General features: G+C 43.5%; 13 protein-coding genes. 7 read left to right on the plus strand and 6 right to left on the minus strand.

What is annotated here, in order from left to right:
• Positions 1 to 4: 4 nt before the first annotated feature.
• Positions 5 to 3,838 carry a BspA family leucine-rich repeat surface protein gene (locus MJZ25_12905; protein ID MCQ2125072.1) on the minus strand — a complete coding sequence of 1,278 codons (3,834 nt, stop codon included), beginning with the start codon at positions 3,836 to 3,838 and terminating at the stop codon, positions 5 to 7.
• A 103-nt stretch (positions 3,839 to 3,941) separates the two neighbouring features.
• Here MJZ25_12905 and MJZ25_12910 point away from each other — a divergent pair, with 103 nt between their 5' ends.
• The 3 genes from MJZ25_12910 to MJZ25_12920 all read left to right on the plus strand — a co-directional run bounded on the left by MJZ25_12910 (position 3,942) and on the right by MJZ25_12920 (position 7,617).
• Positions 3,942 to 4,805, plus strand: coding sequence for a hypothetical protein (locus MJZ25_12910; protein MCQ2125073.1), 864 nt, complete (start codon positions 3,942 to 3,944; stop codon positions 4,803 to 4,805).
• 46 nt (positions 4,806 to 4,851) lie between these two features.
• Positions 4,852 to 5,853, plus strand: a complete 1,002-nt coding sequence (locus tag MJZ25_12915; protein MCQ2125074.1) for a PhoH family protein — start codon at positions 4,852 to 4,854, stop codon at positions 5,851 to 5,853.
• 102 nt (positions 5,854 to 5,955) lie between these two features.
• Complete coding sequence (locus MJZ25_12920) at positions 5,956 to 7,617, plus strand: hypothetical protein (GenBank protein ID MCQ2125075.1); 1,662 nt, start codon at positions 5,956 to 5,958, stop codon at positions 7,615 to 7,617.
• A gap of 1 nt (position 7,618) precedes the next feature.
• On the opposite strand, the gene MJZ25_12925 is transcribed toward MJZ25_12920, so the two are convergent.
• On the minus strand, positions 7,619 to 8,842 hold the full coding sequence (locus MJZ25_12925; protein ID MCQ2125076.1) for a transposase: 1,224 nt from the start codon (positions 8,840 to 8,842) through the stop codon (positions 7,619 to 7,621).
• 233 nt (positions 8,843 to 9,075) lie between these two features.
• On the opposite strand from MJZ25_12925, the gene MJZ25_12930 reads away from it, so the two are divergent.
• From MJZ25_12930 to MJZ25_12945, 4 genes are all read left to right on the plus strand, one after another.
• Positions 9,076 to 15,231, plus strand: coding sequence for a hypothetical protein (locus MJZ25_12930; GenBank protein ID MCQ2125077.1), 6,156 nt, complete (start codon positions 9,076 to 9,078; stop codon positions 15,229 to 15,231).
• 74 nt (positions 15,232 to 15,305) lie between these two features.
• A complete protein-coding gene (locus tag MJZ25_12935; protein ID MCQ2125078.1) occupies positions 15,306 to 16,214 on the plus strand; it encodes a glycosyltransferase in 909 nt (302 codons plus the stop codon).
• A gap of 16 nt (positions 16,215 to 16,230) precedes the next feature.
• Positions 16,231 to 16,740: a hypothetical protein gene (locus MJZ25_12940; GenBank protein MCQ2125079.1), complete on the plus strand. Its 510-nt coding sequence runs from the start codon at positions 16,231 to 16,233 to the stop codon at positions 16,738 to 16,740.
• A 573-nt stretch (positions 16,741 to 17,313) separates the two neighbouring features.
• Positions 17,314 to 17,547, plus strand: a complete 234-nt coding sequence (locus MJZ25_12945) for a hypothetical protein (protein ID MCQ2125080.1) — start codon at positions 17,314 to 17,316, stop codon at positions 17,545 to 17,547.
• On the opposite strand, the gene MJZ25_12950 is transcribed toward MJZ25_12945, so the two are convergent.
• From MJZ25_12950 to MJZ25_12965, 4 genes are all read right to left on the minus strand, one after another.
• Positions 17,548 to 18,051: a hypothetical protein gene (locus MJZ25_12950; GenBank protein MCQ2125081.1), complete on the minus strand. Its 504-nt coding sequence runs from the start codon at positions 18,049 to 18,051 to the stop codon at positions 17,548 to 17,550.
• Positions 18,052 to 18,761: 710 nt separating this feature from the next.
• Positions 18,762 to 19,589, minus strand: a complete 828-nt coding sequence (locus MJZ25_12955; GenBank protein ID MCQ2125082.1) for a histidine phosphatase family protein — start codon at positions 19,587 to 19,589, stop codon at positions 18,762 to 18,764.
• Positions 19,586 to 20,239, minus strand: a complete 654-nt coding sequence (locus tag MJZ25_12960) for a hypothetical protein (protein ID MCQ2125083.1) — start codon at positions 20,237 to 20,239, stop codon at positions 19,586 to 19,588. Before MJZ25_12960 ends, MJZ25_12955 begins: the two co-directional genes overlap by 4 nt.
• A complete protein-coding gene (locus MJZ25_12965; protein ID MCQ2125084.1) occupies positions 20,236 to 20,991 on the minus strand; it encodes a hypothetical protein in 756 nt (251 codons plus the stop codon). Before MJZ25_12965 ends, MJZ25_12960 begins: the two co-directional genes overlap by 4 nt.
• Between the last annotated feature and the right edge of the window lie 2 nt (positions 20,992 to 20,993).

Here is a 20,993-nt window from a genome sequence, read left to right on the forward strand (position 1 = left end):
TGATTTATTCGGCCAATCCACCCCAGTCCACAGGGATCTGATTTAGTTCAGCTCTTCCGGATTCTGTATTGGTACCAGCATCTGTGAAACATCTGAAATAATCTGTTACTTTACCTGTTGATGAAGCTTGTTGATATAAATCTAACATACCAGATTGAATATTTTTACATTCTTCAAACATAGAATACATCTCAGTAACATTACTTGTATCAAATAATGGTACATTAGTCAATGAAGTACAGCCATTGAACATAGAAGACATATCATTAACCTTACTTGTATTAAATAATGGAACAGATGTTAATGAAGTACATCCATAGAACATATAAGACATAATAGTAACACTGCTTGTATCTCCAGCAGCAATAATCTGTATGTTTTTATCTAAATTTTCTGTTAATTTCATACCAAATTTATTTGACCAGTTAGTAACATTACAAGTCCAGTCCCAGTCATTAAATTCAGAATCTGTTACTTTAGTCCAAGTACCACCGTTTTCTATAACAGTTGGATTATAGTCAGTATTTTCAAATCTGAATCTTAATGTATTCGCCGGCAATTCAACTTTTAAGCCACCCCAGTCCACAGGGATCTGTAGTCTGACCTCTTCACTGCCGCAATTAGTAAACGTATTATAATGCGAAACTGGTTTTTGTGTACCACCTTCTTCATACGTTTTGTCCTTCACACTATTATAGAACTCCAATGCACCTGCAGTCACACTTTCGCAATTACAGAACATAGTGCTCACATCATGTACGCTTGTAGTATCAAACAATGGAATTACAGACAACGATGAACACCCAAATAACATACCACTCATATTAGTTACATTTGATGTATCAAATAGTGGGACAGTAGTTAACGATGTACAATTATCGAACATACTATGCATATCAGTTACATTTGATGTATCAAATAGTGGGACGTCAGTTAACGATGTACATTCAAAGAACATACTACGCATACTTTGAACATTTGATGTATCAAATAGTGGGACAGTAGTTAGCGATGTACAATCCCTGAACATATAGTCTAGGTCAACTAATGTTGTGCTAGGTAAAGTCAGTTTTGGCGCAGTAACTAGTGACGAGCACCCCTTAAACATATTCTTAAACGAATTGTCATCAGTTGCGTTACTCAAATCCAAGTCAGGTATTTTTTGCAGTGATGTACACCCACTGAACATTTCAAAAGCATACTCAACACTGTTTGTATCGATCGGTGCATCAATAGACACTAATTGCGTACAATCTTGGAACAAATATTCCATGTGAATCACTGACGATGTATCACCTGCCAATATTAGCCGTGTTGGTGTATCAACAAGTGCGCCTTTCAATGAGCTACTCCAGTAATTTTTATCATAATACCAATTCCAGTCGTTATATTCACTGTATGTAACCTTAGTCCAAGTACCGACGCTCGATATTGGGCGAACCTCCTCACTTACTTCCCCAGTCCAGTTATTTACTACGGTATACGTTTTTGCTGACGGGTCAAAATCAGGATCTTCGAACCTAAATCTGAGAGTATTGGCGGGCAACGGTAAACCACCCCAGTCCGTAGGGATCTGTTCCAAATCGTATAAGCCGCCGTTCGTATTTTTGCCACACAGAACGAATGTGTCATTATGCGATTCTACTATTCCATCACTGGCAGATTCATACAACGCTAATGCGCCAGTTTCCACATTTTTACAATATGCGAACGCATTGTCCATTGCGGTTACATTACTCGTATCGAGCAACGGGACCGCCGTTAACGATGTACATTCATAGCACAAATAACTCATATCAGTAACATTTACCGTATCAAACAACGGGAGTGCAGCTAATGACGTACATTGGTAGAACATATCACGCATGGTAGTCACATTGCTCGTATCAAATAATGGCACTTCCGTCAATGATGTACACTTATTGAACATGAATTGCATATTTGTGACATTACTGGTGTCAAATAGAACTATCGAATCCAACGCCGAGCAAGCATCAAACATGCTATCCATATTGGTTACATCAAATGTATTACCTGCTTCGATCATCGTGGCACGAGTAGTGGTAAATTTACGACTAAAGGCATCAGACCAGTCATTGTCGTCACAATGCCAATCCCACACACATCCGTCAGTACCATCATCTGACACCTTTACCCAGCTTCCTTTGTTTGAAGATGGAGTGTACGAATTATCATCAAAGTGGAAACGAAGCGTGTTGGCTGCAATATTTTCCATCAAACCACCCCAGTCCTTAGGGATCTGCGTCAAGTCATACAAGCCAGACTCGTTATTACTTCCGCAATTAGTAAACATATGATAATGCATAGTCACGTTACCGGACTTAGCGAAATTATCGTATAATTCATACGCACCTTCGCTGACATTGATACAATCAGCAAACATTTCATCGCCATTGGTTAAAGATGGGAACAACGTTGTAGGCAAGCTAGTTAGGCCTACACATCCAGCAAACATATTTCTTCCGTCAGATAACTCGTTGAATACACCTTCAGGGATGCTAGTCAAGCTGACGCAATCTACAAACATACTCCGACCTATATGTATATTTGAACACAAGTCTACCGGAATACTTTCCAATAAAGTACAACCATAGAACATATTATCGGCGACTTCAGCTGCAGTAAACAATCCATCACAAATGCTAGTTAATCCCGAACAATTTTCAAACAAGGACGACGTACTCACGACATTTGACAAATCACCAGCTTTGATAATACTAACACAAGTTGTCTCATCAAATGCATCTATAAAAAGCCCATCAAAATGTTCTTCTTGAGCTGCAAAAGTCCAATCCCAGTCATTGTATGTACTGCTGTTTACTTTAGACCAAGTTCCGCCATTCTGAATTTCAGATGGGTCGTAGTTTTCATCTTCAAATCTAAAGCGAAGAGTATTAGCGGCAAGTTCTTCCTTCAAGCCGCCCCAGTCCTTAGGGATCTGCTTCAATTCAGCTAAGCCCGGGATACTCTTAATACCACAATTAGTAAACGTGTCCGTATGAGTTACGGTAGAATCCATCATAGCCGTATACAAATCCAATGCACCAGAATTAACATTTTCACAATTTTTAAACATACTGTTCATGTTTACGCATTCCGGCAGATCCATATCAGGCACTTCGGTCAATGCAGTACAGCCATCAAACATGTTTTCAGCATATTTAACTTTAGACGTGTTTAAGCCCGGCGCCGTTGTCAATGCGGTACAATGATCGAACATACCAGCCATTTTAGTTACACTACTCGTATCATAAACCGGGACAGTAGTCAGCGATTGGCAATACGAAAACATATTTATCATATTTTTTACAGAAGATGTATCCAAGTTTGGCGCAACGGTCAAATCGTCGCAATGATGAAACATCAGATGCATGTCAGTAACAGCATTTGTATGCTGCATATCAACAGTTATTAACTGTTTACAGTTATCAAACATTTGGCTGGCATTACGTAAATTACTCACGTCATTCATCGTCACCGACTCTAAATTCATGCATGACATAAATAATTTTGACATATTAGTTACATCGGTCGTATTTCCATCAATGACGCTTACTGCATATCCAGTATTAAAACAATTGGCAAATTTACCTGTCCAATTGCGGGAGTCGTATCCCCATTTCCAGTCATTATATGCCGAGCCTTCCACACGGGTCCATGTTCCGCCATTCTCAATTTCAGATGGATCATAATTTTGATTGGAAAATCTAAATACTAAATACTGGTTTTCCGCTACATTTTTTGAAAATTTAATGACCTTGTTGTTATGATCAAGATTCTTGCCTAAATGTTTCAGCACGAATGATTTCAAACCCATATGGATACCCTTCATTGGTAGTTTTCAAATAGTTTATACCGCACATGTGCAATTTTACCCAAAACATATTATAAACTTTGCATGTCAGATACAAGGTGAACCTATGCAGCAGAAACACATCGACTTCATTACGACCATGCAACAAATAGCAAAAGTAGACCCGTCCGCACGACCAGTTCTGGAATGCGTAACAAAGAGCTACATCATCAATGAAGGGTTGTTCCGTAATTTGTGGGACAAAACAAAGGCGACAGTTTCTGACCTTGCCGGTCTGGCCCACAAGACTGCCGTTCCAGCATACAACAGGCTGAAGGAAATCGCACATACTGACACATCCAAGTTACCGCAGCCGGAAATCAAGCAGAAACAACTTTCTCAGCAAGATGAACAGCTGATCAAGGAAGACAAGCAGACATTTGCGTCAGATTTCGCCGACTTCCTAAGCGCATGCAAGGTGCTGATGAATCATTTAAGCTCGTATGGCGACGCAGCGTTCATCAAGGAAGCCATGACTCCCGAATTTGCAGCCGCATATAATTCTGGCCTGTACATCGATACATTGCGCCGCAACCCGTTATCCGAATCAATTTCCAGAGCAATGGTTATGAAGGCCGTGCTAGAAAGTATCAGAACACAGGAAAATAGCGACATCATAGACGCTATCAGCAACACATATGCATTGACGGAAGCAACGCATGACCTTGACGTTATGTGTCTTCTTGAATCTGCAGACGACGATGATCTTGACGATGAAGAAATGGAAAAGATTAACCAAGCTGACGCAAAGCGCCGTAAGCAGGAATCCGAGCTTACGCTGCATAACACGATCATGCCGATTATCGCAAAATTTATCAGGAAGCATGGTGCATTCCCTTGGCGAAAGGCTTTACGTTCGCCAAAATTCACAAAGGCCCGTGAAATCGGTGAAAAGATCAGGAAAGGCGAATTGCAGCCGGCGACCGTATAAACCTTTATTATATGGCAATACAGCCACATAACTACAAGGATTCGCCATGAATTTTAGCGGCCAAGAAATCATTCGTGATAGAAACAACAAACCGATCTACACTAAAACGCCGGGGCAAGACCTTCTAGTTGATACAATCCGAAATAACGACATTATCTTTGTCAACGGTCCATCCGGAACCGGTAAGACAGCTATTGCCACATGGATTGGCATCAACGGCCTTGACGACGGCATATATGAACACCTTATTTTGACACGCCCGGTTGTATCCGGCGGTGAGGAACTTGGATTCCTGCCCGGCGGTCTTGATGAAAAGATAGCACCGTACATGCAGCCATTGTATGACGCAATATCAACGATCAAGGGACGCCGTGAAAAACCGGAAGAACAGGTAAAACAGATGCCGGTACTATCCGCCAAGGAAAAGAAGGAAAAACGTAAGTCAAAGAAGACTGAGGAAATCCACACATCGAATAACGATTTCTACTCTAAGGTACAGGTATGCCCACTGGCATTTATTCGTGGATCGACGCTGTCAAAGTCATACATCGTGTGCGATGAATTCCAGAATACAAGCATCATGCAAATGAAGATGATGCTTACACGTCTCGGTAAGGATTCCAAGATGATCATTTGTGGCGACAAGAACCAATGCGACCTTCCGTCACGCATGACATCCGGTTTCGGCCATGCGCAAGACCTACTGAAGGGAGTCCCCCGTGTAGGCTTCGTTAACCTTGGCGTGGACGACATCGTCCGTCATAAGCTGATCAAGGAAATCATCCTTCGCTATGAGGTACCCGATTACAAAAAGAACTCAGCGTATAAGAGCGATTCCGCATCAGCAGCCTACTACAAGACCCCTACACACACATGGGAACGTGACCCAGAAGGTGTCGATTTCGACCCCGTCGACGATGAGGATTTCGATGACGGCATGGACTATTGTCCCGAATGTGGCGGGTGTGGCGTAGACGACTACAACAAGCCATGCAAGCTATGTGGTGGAAAGGGATTACTCCCATTGACCCAGCCGACTGAACCTTAACTCAAAGCCATCCACCCGGATGGCTTTTATTTTATACGCCACTGTTTATAAACTACACAAAAACAGAGGTCGACTATGGAGCCACACGATCTACACCATATCTTGCACAAAAAGTGCGATCCCCGTGATGATCATCACCACCATCACCATCATCACCATTGTTGCCCGCATCCGGAGTATCCTCAACTCGGCCCGGTATATCACCCGGACCCGTTATGGATTCATCCGCCGTTCATGCCATGCTGCGGCTCTCCTACGACAACAAAGGTTTACAACTACGTCGACATAGTTGCTGGTGACAATATTGTAGTTACACCCGGTACACGTAATGGCATGAATGCGTTTAAGATTGATGCGCCTGAAATGATCGGCGTGACCGAGACTGACGACGGAAAGGCTGGTGTAGTCCCTGCCCCGACTATTGACGACACGGATAAGTTCCTGAAGAGTGACGGAACTTGGGCAGTCCCGGACACGGGATTAGATGCTGTTCTAGTTGACGACAAGACCATAAAGGGTGACGGGGTCAACAGCGCACTGTATGCCGTTGAAATGACCGGTTCTTCCGAAAGTGCCGACGGTACATCTGGTATAGTTCCGGCACCGTCGGCGGCGGATTCCGACAAGTTCCTTAAAGGCGATGGCACATGGGCTACACCAGAAAGCGGAATAGACTCCATTCTTGTTGATGACAAGACCATCAAGGGTGACGGCATCGAAACCGAACTCTATGCAGTCGAGATGACCGGCGCCACTGAGACCAAAGATGGTACCGCAGGTATCGTACCGGCCCCGACCGCAGCCCAGAAAGATTATTTCCTCGGGGCTGATGGCCAATGGCACGAGGTTGTGCAAGAGGTACTGGCTGACGGTGTTACTATCACCGGCACAGGTGCCGAAGGAAGCGAACTTACAGCCGTTACAATGAAGGGTGCTACCGAGACTGAAGCCGGTAAGGCCGGTATAGTTCCGGCACCGAGTATCAATTCCGGTGACAAATTCTTGAAAGGTGACGGTACATGGGCAAATCCGAGCATCCAGACAGACGACGAGACCATCAAGGGTGACGGGGTAGAGACTCCACTATATGCAGTCGAAATGACCGGCGCCACTGAAACGGAAGCTGGCAAACCGGGAATCGTTCCGGCCCCAACAGAGAATGAACTCAGCAGCTACCTACGTAGTGACAAGATATGGGTACGGCACAGGGCATTTACATTTGATGAATTGGATGAAATCATCGACCCACCGAAACCGGATGAACCGCCGGTGATTATTGACGGCAAAGAATACAAAACAGTGAGAATGCCGGATGATCGTGTTTGGATGGCGGTCAACTTGGATATGGAAACAGCTACCGGAAGCATTGCATCAAATAAGCATGATGAAAACGAAGCATACGGTAGGCTATACCAATGGGATACCGCAATGGCAATTGCCAATTCGGTGGACGGCTGGCATATCCCGACTAAAGCTGAATGGGACGAGTTATCAAATTATATAGGCGCCGACCCGACTGTTCTCATGGACAAATCATGGGATGCTGGTTCAGACTTATACGGATTTGGCGCATTACCCGCTGGATACTACAATATTGATGTTGGCTATGCTGCTGTCGATTCCATGTCGGTATATTGGCTACCATCCGAAAGACCGAGTAGTGTAACAAACGCAATGTACATCGGGTTTACATCATCAAATTTTGAATCATCGGACTACTACAAGACAACCTATTTTGCGGTGCGTTTAATCAAAGACAATTGAACTACCCACACGCTAAAGACGTGTGGGTTTCCACAACATCAGCGTGTATGATTTCCGAGGCTGCTCCCCTAACGGGGTGCATAGAATCCTCGGCGTAAATTTCGGCTGTCCGAGCCGTATTGTTTAACTTGAATGCGAACTTCTTGATGTTCCGTGCAGCAAGAAGGTCACGCTGGTTTACAGCACCACAAGCGGGACAGGTCCATACACGGTCGGACAGTTTAAGCCCCCTGTGTACGTGACCGCAAGAACACATCTTGCTAGACGGCTCAAACCTACCTATACGGATAATGTTCTTACCATACCATTCTGCCTTGTAGTCCATATAGACATTGAACGTTCCAATGCTTATGTCGGACAACGCTTGTGCAAGCCTATGGTTTTTGAGCATATTGCTTGCGGAGAGTGTTTCAAGACAGATAGTGTCGTAGTGGTCTATCAAATACTTGCTAGTCTTGTGCAGGAAATCCTTACGCTTATTCGTAACCTTCTCGTACTGACGGGCGAGCAACTTGACCGCTTTCTTTCGGCTGTTGCTGCCCTTCTTCTTGCGAGAAACAGAGCGTTGCAAGCGTTTCAACCGCTTCAAGGCTTTCTTCAAGTATTTGGGGTTCTGTATTTCGGTTCCGTCACTCAAGGTAGCAAACGTCTTGATGCCCAAGTCCACACCGACCGCTTTGTTCTCGTCTATCGGTACTTTGTTAGGAATGGTGTCTTCAGTTTCCACAAGAATGGATATGAAATACTTGCCCGTGGGTGTCCTACTTATTGTGCTTGTCTTAATCTTTCCTTTGAAATGTCTATCGAATCTGCATTTGATACCTTCCTTGAACTTCGGCAGATACACCCGCTTGGCTTCGTAGTCCACTTTGGTGTTCTGCGGAACTTGGAAGGACTGATGATTGTCGTGCTTCGCCTTGAACTTCGGGAAGCCTTTCCGCTCTTTGAAGAATCGTGTAAACGCCATATCCAAGTTCAGCAGGGCTGCTTGTAAAGAAAGTGAATTGACTTCGGTGAGCCACTTGGTTGCCTCGGCTTTCTTCAACTTCGGCAGGTCGGCTTGTATGGTGAAGCGTGACACACTTTTCTTGGTTTCGGAATAGGACTTTATTTTCCGTTCAAGCCCGTAGTTGTAGATGTATCGGGCACACCCAAAGTGCTTGGATAGCAGCACTTCTTGTGTCTTTGTCGGATAGAGCCGATATTTGTACGCCTTCAACATCATAACCTAAATATATACTATTCTTTAATGAAATACAAACGGTCTCTCTAAAAGTTTATATCACTATAACTGTTGGCAATTCAACCCACCCACTGAAGATGGGTGGGATTTCTTGCCTACTTCGTTAAAAACTCACGGGCGCTCTGTCCGTGAGTTTTCTTGTCGCACGTATTATAAACTACCAATGAATGTAACAAAGTCTATAGTTGCAAAAACTTTAGAAAGGTAGTCTAGATATGGATCCTACTAACGAAGAACTGAATGAAGAAATCGTGGAAACACCAGTAGTCGAAGAAAAACACCTTGACGGACCGGGTATCAAATATCTCTGGGATAAGATGAATGATAAGAAACAGGATACCCTCATACCGGGCGACAATATCACCATCAAGCATAACCGCATTTCGGCAGCCCATTCATGGAAAACATGGTCAGAGAAGCACGGATCACAGGATAAAGCCGCCGTCGAAGGCGCCCCGATCGAAAGTTCGCATAATGTATACATTGGCGATAACGTAACTGTAGATGGATACAATGCATATGGCATAGGAACCGGGATTAAGCTTACAACACAAGGCGACCCAGTGTTTGCATTTGGTTCAGGAATCGAAGCAGACGGTACTGGCGGACCGACTACTGTCATAGGTTATTCAAACAAAGCCGCCGGCGGATATGGGAAGACTATTCTCGGAAATAACAACTCAATCGACATTCCGAGTGGAAAGTACTGCGGGATGTGGACCGGAATTGTTGGCGCCAGTAATACCCTGAATGGGGAAGGACTCGCCATCGGTAAGTACAACAGCGGGGACGATTTCGGGCTAACCATTGGGCAAAGCAACTATGCAAAAGGCGGCGCAGTTGCACTAGGTAACGGAGGTAGTTCATACACCGGTTCGATTTCACTCCATCCTAGCCAAGCGTACGTGCAAAATCAGGCATTTTGCTATAAAAACCCTGACGGGACATATGTACCGGTTAGCGGAACAATAACCACAAACACCTCGTCAACACATTATAAAACCCACTATAGTACCAGATATGTTGCTGCAACTGGCAAATACGAACGTATCGTAGTAGGTGAATATGATAGTTCCGGAAATTTAATTACATACGAACACGAATGCTATATCGGAAACAACGGTGTCCACTATACATTTGATGATTACAAATCTGATACAAACTATTCAACGTATTATGGCTATGTTGGCGACAATGGTGTATTTACCTATACTCAGTACCCCGACTCAGTCGCAATTTGTACTTATAGTCAGCCGGGATACATGAAGAACGGTGAGTTTTACGCCGTATACCCAAATCGTTCTAGTATTACGCCAACAACATCAAAGACATTTATTTTCGACCCATCATTATATGATAATTTAGCCGGCGGCCAGATTACAAAACGGACAATAACACCGGCGTCATACAATGTTACACAGGATGAGTGGAAAGAAAAAATAACATACAGTAGCTATGGATCAGTATCGATTGGCGGAGCAAAATCTGTTGCCGGTTCTGTATCGATTTTTGGACCACAAAGCGGATACATATCATTGTCCTTCGTCAGGGACATATATACGCACAATCCGGTCGAATGGGAAACTTTCGATAATTACGAAGAAAATTCGACAGCAGATGATGGTTCAATGCTCTTTGGGTTGTCTGGTACCCACAGTAAAGCGTCTGGTGGTTCTATTCTGATGCAAACGGCCCATTCACATAATACGGCCATGGCTGACAGTATGGTGTTAACCCGTGGCTCTCAAAATACGGCAACGACAGGTAGCGCTATCATCGGTATGTCAAGCAATACAGCTAAGAACGGTAGTGTAATTTTAGGAGGAAACAACAACGATGCCGACGCCACTGGATTCATTGTTGGCGAAGGCAATCATTCATATCATGGCCTAGCCCTTGGTATGTACAACTTTGCAGAAAACAGAAGCGTTTCAATAGGCAACGGAGTATATTCCGGCTCGGGCAGTATCACAATCGGTTCGTATTCTGCAAACATAAAGAAATCAGCAAAAGACCTGAAAGTAGGCACAGGAACTAATATCATCCGTTTCAAGAACCCCGACAATGAATACATTATTATTCCGAATGCAACTTTCTCTACCAAATACGCAGGAAATGAATTCTATTTTGCTAGAGTATTAACCATAGCAGGAACTATTTACGAAATTGGATGGACACAAGAAAGCGGTAGCTGGTCATGTTCTTCAAGTAGATATTACGATACAAATACAAATAAATACATCACAGTTTCATCGTCATTTATTGGATCTGCAAGTTCTAGCTCGTTTGAGACTGCAATCGTAACTCTTATAGACAATAAAATCACGTACAACTATGTAAATTCGTTCAACAACTTAACATTAGACCAACTTAAACCATACCTTGAAATATCCATTTACGGATATTATGAAAGGGCAAATCCGAATGTATTCTATGCCCAAAAATATTACTCGAAATCGTACGATTATAAAATCTACCAAGGCGGCAATAAAACATTCCCATTGGATGATCCACGTATCGATATTGTTGATTTTACTGATGGTACGATAAATTATTCGGCATTTGGAATGGATTCTCTGACACTCGCTATGGGACTTGGCGCAACAGACAGCAGTGTCACCGTCGGTCTAGGTGCAAAAGCCGAGCACGGCAGTCTTGCACTTGGCATTACAGCAACTGGTCTTGAACTGAATGCCATTTCAATTAAAGGCGATGTTTCGAAATATGCCGGATATAGATCTTTCATATATAACTGTCTCCCGTATTCGTATTCGCTCAGGTTTTACAATCCTCGGGCGTCACACAGTAACGAAGCATCGATAGCTATCGGTAATAATACATACGCAACGCACTTGAGTATCGGTATCGGTCCAAACAACTTTGCTGATCATTCATCTCTTGCTGCCGGTGACGGCAATAAAACTGCTAACTCGGGTATGGCTTTCGGTATATCTAATACCGCAGACCTAGCAAGTGTAACTACAGGATCTTACAATTCAGCAATACAAGGTGCATTTGCATACGGTTCAAACAATTCAAGTGCAGAAGGTAGTGCTGCATTCGGTGCAAACAACACGGCATATAATGGCGGATATAGCTTCGGGGTTGATAACGAAACATCTGAATGGGGTTTTGCATACGGATCATTTAATAAAGCATTGCGAGGCTCGGCTGTATTTGGTTCTGCTAATGTAGCAGCAGAAGACAGCTTTAATTTCGGTTATTCGAACCGCACATTATGTAACGCATCGGCATTTGGTAAAAACAACTATGCTGCCCATAATAGTTTAAGCGTTGGTATTCAAGGAAATGCAAGCAACGCATCCGTTGTCATCGGTACAGGAGATGCATCCGACCTATCCACAATTATATCAGACGGCATAGTAAGCTCATACGCCAAGATCGCACACCATAACAGCATTCTTTTTGGTAGCGGATACATCGACGGCAATAGTATAGGCATTGGATTCTCGAATAGTAACACATCAAATGTGTGGGGTCTTCTCGTTGGGTGGTCGAACTACCAATCCACCACGACCGGATTTACAAACGGCCATGGAATCATGATTGGTAGTAACAATGCTGCCTACGGCTCCAGAGATTACGCACAAATCAGCCCAGATGGGACCCACTCAAATTCATTCGCCCACAACATTGCTATCGGCGCCAAGAATACGCTATTTGGCGCAAACCTGATCGCAATTGGCGCTGAAAATTATGTCGGCTCATCTAATCCGTCAGATTGGACCGCAGATAAGGGAAACGACGGTTTCGCTGTTGCTATCGGATTTAGAAATTATGCTATTCGAAACTACGACATGGCGATAGGTTATTGTTCCTATGCAAGCGGTGGAGAAAATATCGCTATCACTAACTCGACTGCATATGGATACCGTAATTTGTCGTATAACAAATCAACCATAGGTTTTGGCGTTGGCAACATTCTGTTAAATCAATCTCAGCTGACGACTGGTAACAGCTCCATAGATAGTTCTGGAACCACGGCATTTAACAATATCTTGCATAATGCGCAATGTTATGTACTTCCAAACCGCACTTCTACTGTACGTTATGAAAATGCCACAACATTGTCAGACAATATGATATCAAATTCAATTCTTGATATTAATGGTACAGAAAATGGTGCATCAACTCACGTTGATCGCAATATCATAATGAATACAGCCGGATTACAAAAATACCATATAATGATATCATCCAATACCACTGACGGTAATTGGGGAACATTTGCCGATAATATCATTATTGGTAGGTCAACGTCTAACGGTCCAGTTGCAACAGCATATGCATGCTTTGATAGAAATATTATCTTACATAGTAATATGTATCAATCTGGCGCAAAAACTGGAATGTGTTCATGGAGCGATAATATATTGTTCGGTAGTGCCACGATGGCAGCCGCAGTAAACTATGCAGCACGAAATATTGTTGGTATGGTAAGTTCAATTTCAGGAACGTTCAATCATGATGTAGTTGACAACATTGTATTGGGACACTCAGAACTTATTGGTGACAACGAAGAATATGTATCAGGCAACATTTTACTATGCAACTCAAAGCTAATAGCTGATAACACACAGGCGCCGAACCTTACCTATTGTGGTAGCAATGTACTGATCGGTTCCGATGGTCGAAAAATAAGTGGCGTATTCAGTTTTAGCGATGGACGCTACTACGGTACTGATACGCATCCTTTGATCGAAGAAAGTACACGTATATTCAACTTCGGTGACAACAAAATTTTACGTAGTACAGACGGTAGCTGTTTCGGCGAAAATAATGATATCCAGTATCAGACTAGATCATTCATTTCCGGTGCAAAAAATACTATAAAAACCTACCCACGCTCGGGTGACTATGTCGGTTCCGATCTCAATTCGTCTAGCAATACCGTGTTTGGTGATCAAAATACGATTTTCGGCCCAAAATATACCGGACGTAATTTCATTGCAGGCGCTAACAATATAATGTCCGTGAATCCAAATTACAATGGTTATGGATATACAACCGGCAATACTATTTTTGGTGATGACAATAAGTTTGTTAGTGAATATCGAATAATCCATGATGTGGATGAATATTATGCCGCTATAAATGCCGGATATACAGGAACACTTGATCTAGTTGAAGCCCTACAGGTGCTATCAGAAAATACCGCCACGACATCTACTTATTGGAATACATATGACACATATTTTTATATAAAGCCCGGAGTGATAGGTATATTAAGTAGCAGTGTACCCATCTCTGTTTATACTACAATCAGCGATCCATCAGAACTGTACACAAACGCTACTGCTGGTACATTGACCGTCGGAACTGCATATAAGCTAAGTTCTAACGGATATATGTCTACAGGAACACTTAAAGTTCGTGATTGCGTTTATGGAGCTTTATACGGAAATAATGATAACTGGTACATTAATATCGATACCTACGGTGTTGCGAATACTAGTTATATGCAGCCATCTTCTGCGTCCGAGTTTATTTCGATAACACCCGACGAGTTCCAGTCGTTAGTAACCGAGAATAACATATTGCGAAATACATGGTATAAAATTACCAATACAAGCAATGTAACTAAATATGTGTATGTACCATTCGCCTTTAACGGTCGATGGCTGGATTCCGGAAAATCTCTGTTCGCAAATGGTACACAAACATCTGATTTCCAAACGATTGGTGGTTTTAACTATCAATACAACATGATGGTCGGGTGCCGAAATCTGTTAACGTCAAATTCCCATCACAACTTTGTATTCGGAGGTAACAATACCATTGATGGTGCCCATAGCCTACCGAGTGCGGAAACTACATTACTCACAGCATGGTCGCATAATGTCATATTCGGAACCGACAACTATGCGGCTGATGGTTCATATCAGCTATTAGTTGGTGACAAGAATATTGCTCATGGACCATTTGCAGTTGGCCTTGGATGTACGAATATCGTCAACCAGAATCAGGTAGTTATCGGTTCATACAACGAAGAACTTCCGGGTGGTACTAATACATTATACAAGTACAACCCCGAAACCGAAGACAAGGAAACACTTGATCCTACCGCAGGTGCTTTATTCATCGTCGGTAACGGTTACGACACCGCCGACCCATTTACCAAACCAGCTCAGCCGATTCGCTCTAACGCCATGGTCGTATGGGCAAATGGGACCGTCGAAGCCAAGACTATGGAAGCCGAAGAATTCATCATCACCATTGACGGTAAACAGTACAAACTGAGCGAGCTGATCAAGATGAGCGGTGTTCTCGACAAGACGGATGAACCGGAAACACCTGTTGATCCCGAACCAGACGCTGACAGTGAAAATGACGAATCATCTACCGATTAAGGCTAATAATTCAAATCAGAGGCGGATTCATTCCGCCTCTTTTTTGATGTAATTTAACCAAATATAGGTACATTATGAAAATATCGTTAGCAATTCCAAACCATAATCAATTTGACATGATCCAGAATACCATAGAACGTCTGGGTACACAAACATTACAATATTCCCACCTGTTCATCATGTCGGACGCTACACCGGTGGATACACAAGGTTTGCCCGAAAACATCATACCAATCAATAATGGGGAGATTAATTCAGGCCGTTGCGGAAACCGAAATTCAGTCATCAAGCCGTTCTTGGAATCTGGTGACGATATTCTTGTATTTATTGATGGGGACTGCTACCCGAAAAGCGATCTGTTCATTGACGAATATGCGGCGCTGGCCACAAAATACGACCTCATATTCTGCATGAGGGAACATACCCCGATTGACAACATCAAGAAGCCTGCGTCCGACCTACTTACGGCAAACATGGATCAACTGTGGGAACACAGACCCATAGATTACACCGACCTCCGTGTTGCATCAGGCGCAGTAGAGGCATGGAACGATACTAATGACTTCGCAGAACGAGTAGACCTGATGCTAACAGGAATGATCGGGTGGAGCTGTAACTTCGGGATTACCCGTAAAGGACTACTAAAATATTTATCGTTCATGCAACGCACCTATGGATACTCGGAGTTGTTTGATTCCAAGGCGTTCCGCCATGGATGGGGATATGAAGACGTGGCCATGGGGATAGACGCAATGTACGCCGGTTTGAATATAGGCGTGACCGAAAACCCGATAGTATGCCATCGGTCGCATGAACGCAGCGACGGACTATTTGACCATGTAAAGGGGCGTCACATGATCATGGATAGATATAGGGAACTGCAGGCAAGACTGGAACGCTGGCATCATTTAAGGGAACGTATTTTTACTATTGCTATAGCCGGAATAGCCCTAGTGGCCGAGGCATTTTTACTTCAGATGTGATAAACTATAAAGTAAAATGATTTGGGTTACTCGCATGGACTCGTTATTAACAAACATTACTTCGCTGACTGACCTGCTCACTGGCGTCGGCACAATGATTACCGCACTTGCAGGTGTTTTCGCAGCGATATCGGTGATAGTGAAGCCGATACGAAAGAAGGTAGGGGACTGGATCGTAAATAATATCAGCAGAGCGCATATTATCGACCAACGGCTTGAAAACTTCGACAATGCGTTGGGCAACATTCAGACCTCCATAGACGGAATGAAAACCGAAATTCAAAATATCCGTACCGAGAACCAGATTCAGAATGAAAGTATCGAATTGATCAAGCATGCAAACATCGATGAAATGAAGCATACATTAACTGAAATGTATTATCAGGCCAAGAAGGATAACGGCATCAGCAGATACAACCGCACTAACTTCGTCACCATGTTCGAGACATATAGCAAGCTGGGCGGTAACTCCTACGTACATGAACTGTACGACCAAATTCTGGAAATGCCTATCCTCGATGACTAAAGGAGGCTCCCATGACCTGCCCTTGCAGTCTTCCGCATCATCCGCACCACCCGGGTCCTAGTCCGGTGGTACACTCAGAATTCCATGGCGGCCCGCATCATTTAAGTCAGGCGCCGGCTCACATGCCTTGCTGTGCAGTACCATGCCACAAGCCTTTATTTATCCCAAACCAACCACCGGTACATCATCACCATGGATGCTGCGCTGTCCCACCTCCACCACAGAAAGGTCCGTGGGAATATACTCCATCACATCTATACCCGGATCCATTCCATATAATCAATCCGCCGATACACATGCATCACATGTTCTTTCCGAACCAGCCGATGCCATTTTACCACATCCATAATTCTATGTATGCGTGCACGCCAAAGCAAGGTCAAATGCCATGCCCGTGCAAGCCATTCGTAAAGCCTATTATCGGAGGATAACATGCCATTTTTTCCACACCACCATCATCACCACCATATTCCACTGCAGAACCCATTAAAGCCACACGATGACATATTTCACCCGGCTCATTATCCGGGCCTTATATCACAGTGGCCACGTCCTGAACCGTATTATGGCACATTGAAGATAATCCGTGCAGTTCCGACAACAGACCATAAGATGACCGCAGTGCAATATGCCGACGGACGTTACGACATGATTGCCAACGGATACGTACCTGAACCCGGGACAGTCACTAATAACGGTCCCAAGGTCCTTCCAATTGATGATGTACGTGGTGATATCAGTAACTCCGAAGGAATGGATGCATTGAATTACATGTTCAATAACACCGATTGTGGAGCTACATTCTAGTTATTTATCAGCAAACATGTTGCCGAATGCACTTAGGAACCCGTCATCAATTTCGGGTTCCGTTCCGTTATCGGCGGAATGGCCGACGGGTTCACTCTTCTGCAAGTCAATCGGATCCCCATCAGCGACCTTTTCGGCAACACGATACGGATTTTCACCATTGATCAAGAAGGATTCTGGACCAAGGTCGTCCTCAGTAACAAACAGGGTCTTAACATAATCATCCAGTTCCGGGTCTTCATCAACACCATACTTGGATGCATTGTTACGTTCAAATTCCTGCAGTCGAGCCAACACCATATTCGTGCCGCCAATAAAAGGGTCATTTGCGCATGCCATGGCGTTAAACCGATCTATAACAGAAGGCCCATCACTGACAGGTGTGTCGTATGCACGACCAAACGCCATCATACTTGGCGCCGCAGCTGACTCAGTAATGGGACGCTTGCCATTCACACCAAAGCATTCATATCCAATAAGAGCATTATAACGCTGTTTAAGCATATCCAACTGTGCATTTAGTTCATCAACTACACTTTGATCGCAAGTGCGTAGACTTACAGATATTTCACGAATTTTATTTATCAATTTGTTCCGTACAAGCGAGTTTGCGGCAAATTTGCCGCTGTCTTCCGGTGATGCACCCTTGTTAAACTGTTCCTCACCGTACGTATCCCAGTACGACAACGACATGTTCTCATTGGGATATATATCACCGGATTTAATCAGATTGTCTACCGTTGTGTCAATCGACGCATGATACGCATCCATCCAATCACGTAGAGCGAGCGTCTTAGATTGCGGCACGGAATTATTCTGTCTTTCCATAATGTCCTCATTCGGTATGTAATCGACGGGGAGGTAAACTTTAGCATTATTTTTCCTACACGTCAATGTTAAGATTTTGTTACATTCTCCTTGATTGTCATACCGTTTTCATACCAAGTTTATATAAAATGTGGCAAGAAAACTCACGGGTCTTTAGCCAGTGAGATGAATTGCCGCTTGACAAATGAAATGATATATTCTATATTGTATAACAAAGGTTTTCAAACGCATATCTTGAGTATGCAGTACCTAAGGGACTTAGGGAAGGGTTCGCCTGAAAAAACCCATAGCGTCGGAAACTGATACAACCGCATGGTTGTGGATTAAACGAAGCCTGTAGTGCCACGGATGGGCATGGGGAACCCCACCCATCTTCAGTGGGTAGTTCAAGAATCCATAATGTTACCATACCCGTGCATTATACCCTTATATCCATTTGTCCCCTCAGGGCGCACGATAGAATATATAGGGGTAACATAGGTATGCTCTGCTCGCCAAACGATGGCTACGCCGGCCATATACGCTATCCAATTCTGTTTTCCACTGTCGTTGAACTCAAGATCGACTTGTGACTGGGATACCCACCCGGCGATCGGCACCATTAGAAAATCATGCGATACAAACACACCCATCTTCTTAGTGCCAAGTGCGTCATACAGATCGGAAATCAGCTGTAATGCCACAGTATCCTTATCATTGAATTTAGCCTTGTCCGATTCTGACAAACTGTCATAATTAATCGAATACTTCGATACCAGAGGCCAGCTAGTCACACTGTTAGTAAACAGACTACCAGCTATATTGTCCTTATGTGTCAAATCAATACTATCCAGAGTAGTATAATCAGTATCCCCACGGCCCATGGCAAAATACTGTGCGGTCTGCCTAGTCCTCATTGTACTCGTAGACCCGTAAATTACGTCGTTTACCTGTGCAATGCCACCCTGCATGGATTCACCTACGGCAAGTGCATATTCTTTACCTGCATCGGTCAATTCAGCAGCAGAGCTGGTGTCAGATGGACGTTCCGAATGACGCATCAGGAATACGACACGGTCGTCCGGTTCAAGTGACTGGTACACCGTCTGTATATAGTTGAACTCATCCAAGGCAAACCCCGGAAGCGGTTCCGGTGGAAGATGTTCCGGTTCAGGTTTCGGCAGTTTTGCAAATTGTCCAGATACCCGAATATAATGCCCGTCATACCGTATCATAACGATCCTTCAATCGGTGAATCCGATACTATTAGCTTATTGAACGAAATAGCCTTACGGCGTGTTTTCCATTCCATACCAGAGATATGGTCACTGATAAGATTTACACGTACGGCCTTAATTGCGGACAAGTCCAAATTACCGCAGATCGCAGTAAAATCAGTTGACGCAAGGGTTGCCCATGTAGTAGGCACCGAGCCTGACGTAACCGACGGATCATTATATACAAGTTCGGTAGACGATTTGCGATACAATGCAGCCCAGCTAGATGTATTCCCGGATGCGTCTTCAAAACTTATTACAAGCACCGGGTTACTACTGTCAAGTTCAATACCAAGCACGGTAGTACCACTAGACCTTGCTCGGCATTCCAGTGAACAGAATATCTGTCCTGTACCGCTGCAATCAAGTGCATCATCCAACTCAAACCGAGAATAATATATATCCGTTGCAGCGGTAGAACCGTTTTCGTTCAACACGACAGTTGCATTCGAGTCATGCATGCCAGTCAGATACCATCCGCTGGTATCTGGACCCAAATTATCAGCCTGTGTACAGTCATTTGTCCAAATCTGGATTACTTGCTTTACAGGTTCTGAAATCATGACATTGTTAAATTCCAGTGGATTTCCGTTATACGTCAAAATCATAGTTGTAGCCCATTCATGAAAATATATGGAAAAATATTATACTTTGTTCCCAACTCAGTGTTATCAGCCGTTGGTATGGCCCATTTATTCACCGGATCATTCATTGGGAATTCTACATAATTACGTTTATAAACGTCAGTATCATAATGTTGCCTGATATGCATGATTGTAGATCCACGGGCAACAATACCAGAATACAAGGTTGAATCATTTTTATATGCAACACCCGGGACGGACGTGCATAACGGGTAGATACGGTTCGACGCATCATCCCATTCATCAAGGTCACCACCCATTGACTTCATATTGCATGCATAGAACAACTGGGCACTCCAGCCAACCGGGATAGAAATGTCCGGCGTGGATTCAGGAACAAAATGATACCGATAAAAATCTGTTCCGTCTACGGTCAATACATCATCCAACTCAGACTCAGGATCAGAAACACTTATTAAATTAAGGAACTGCATACTATCGGCAAACGAAAGTTCACCGGTTTCCTGATCGATATTACAATACGCTGATCGAATACTGTCGATTGACGGCAATTTAGCCGTTTGTGGGAAATACATATCATACGATTCAATCGTAATCGGATTATCAAGTGGATTGTACGTAACAATTCCACAAGCACACGCAACGTCAGTATTACGAGAATACTTAATGAGTTTTGCCGGCATGTTCGATGTCGACCCAAGCCTATTTGTCTGGTATTTCAGGTATTTATCATCGTATGAAACATTTACTATCATAT

It is taken from the genome of Fibrobacter sp. (genome assembly GCA_024399065.1).
In the GTDB taxonomy this organism is placed as follows: domain Bacteria; phylum Fibrobacterota; class Fibrobacteria; order Fibrobacterales; family Fibrobacteraceae; genus Fibrobacter.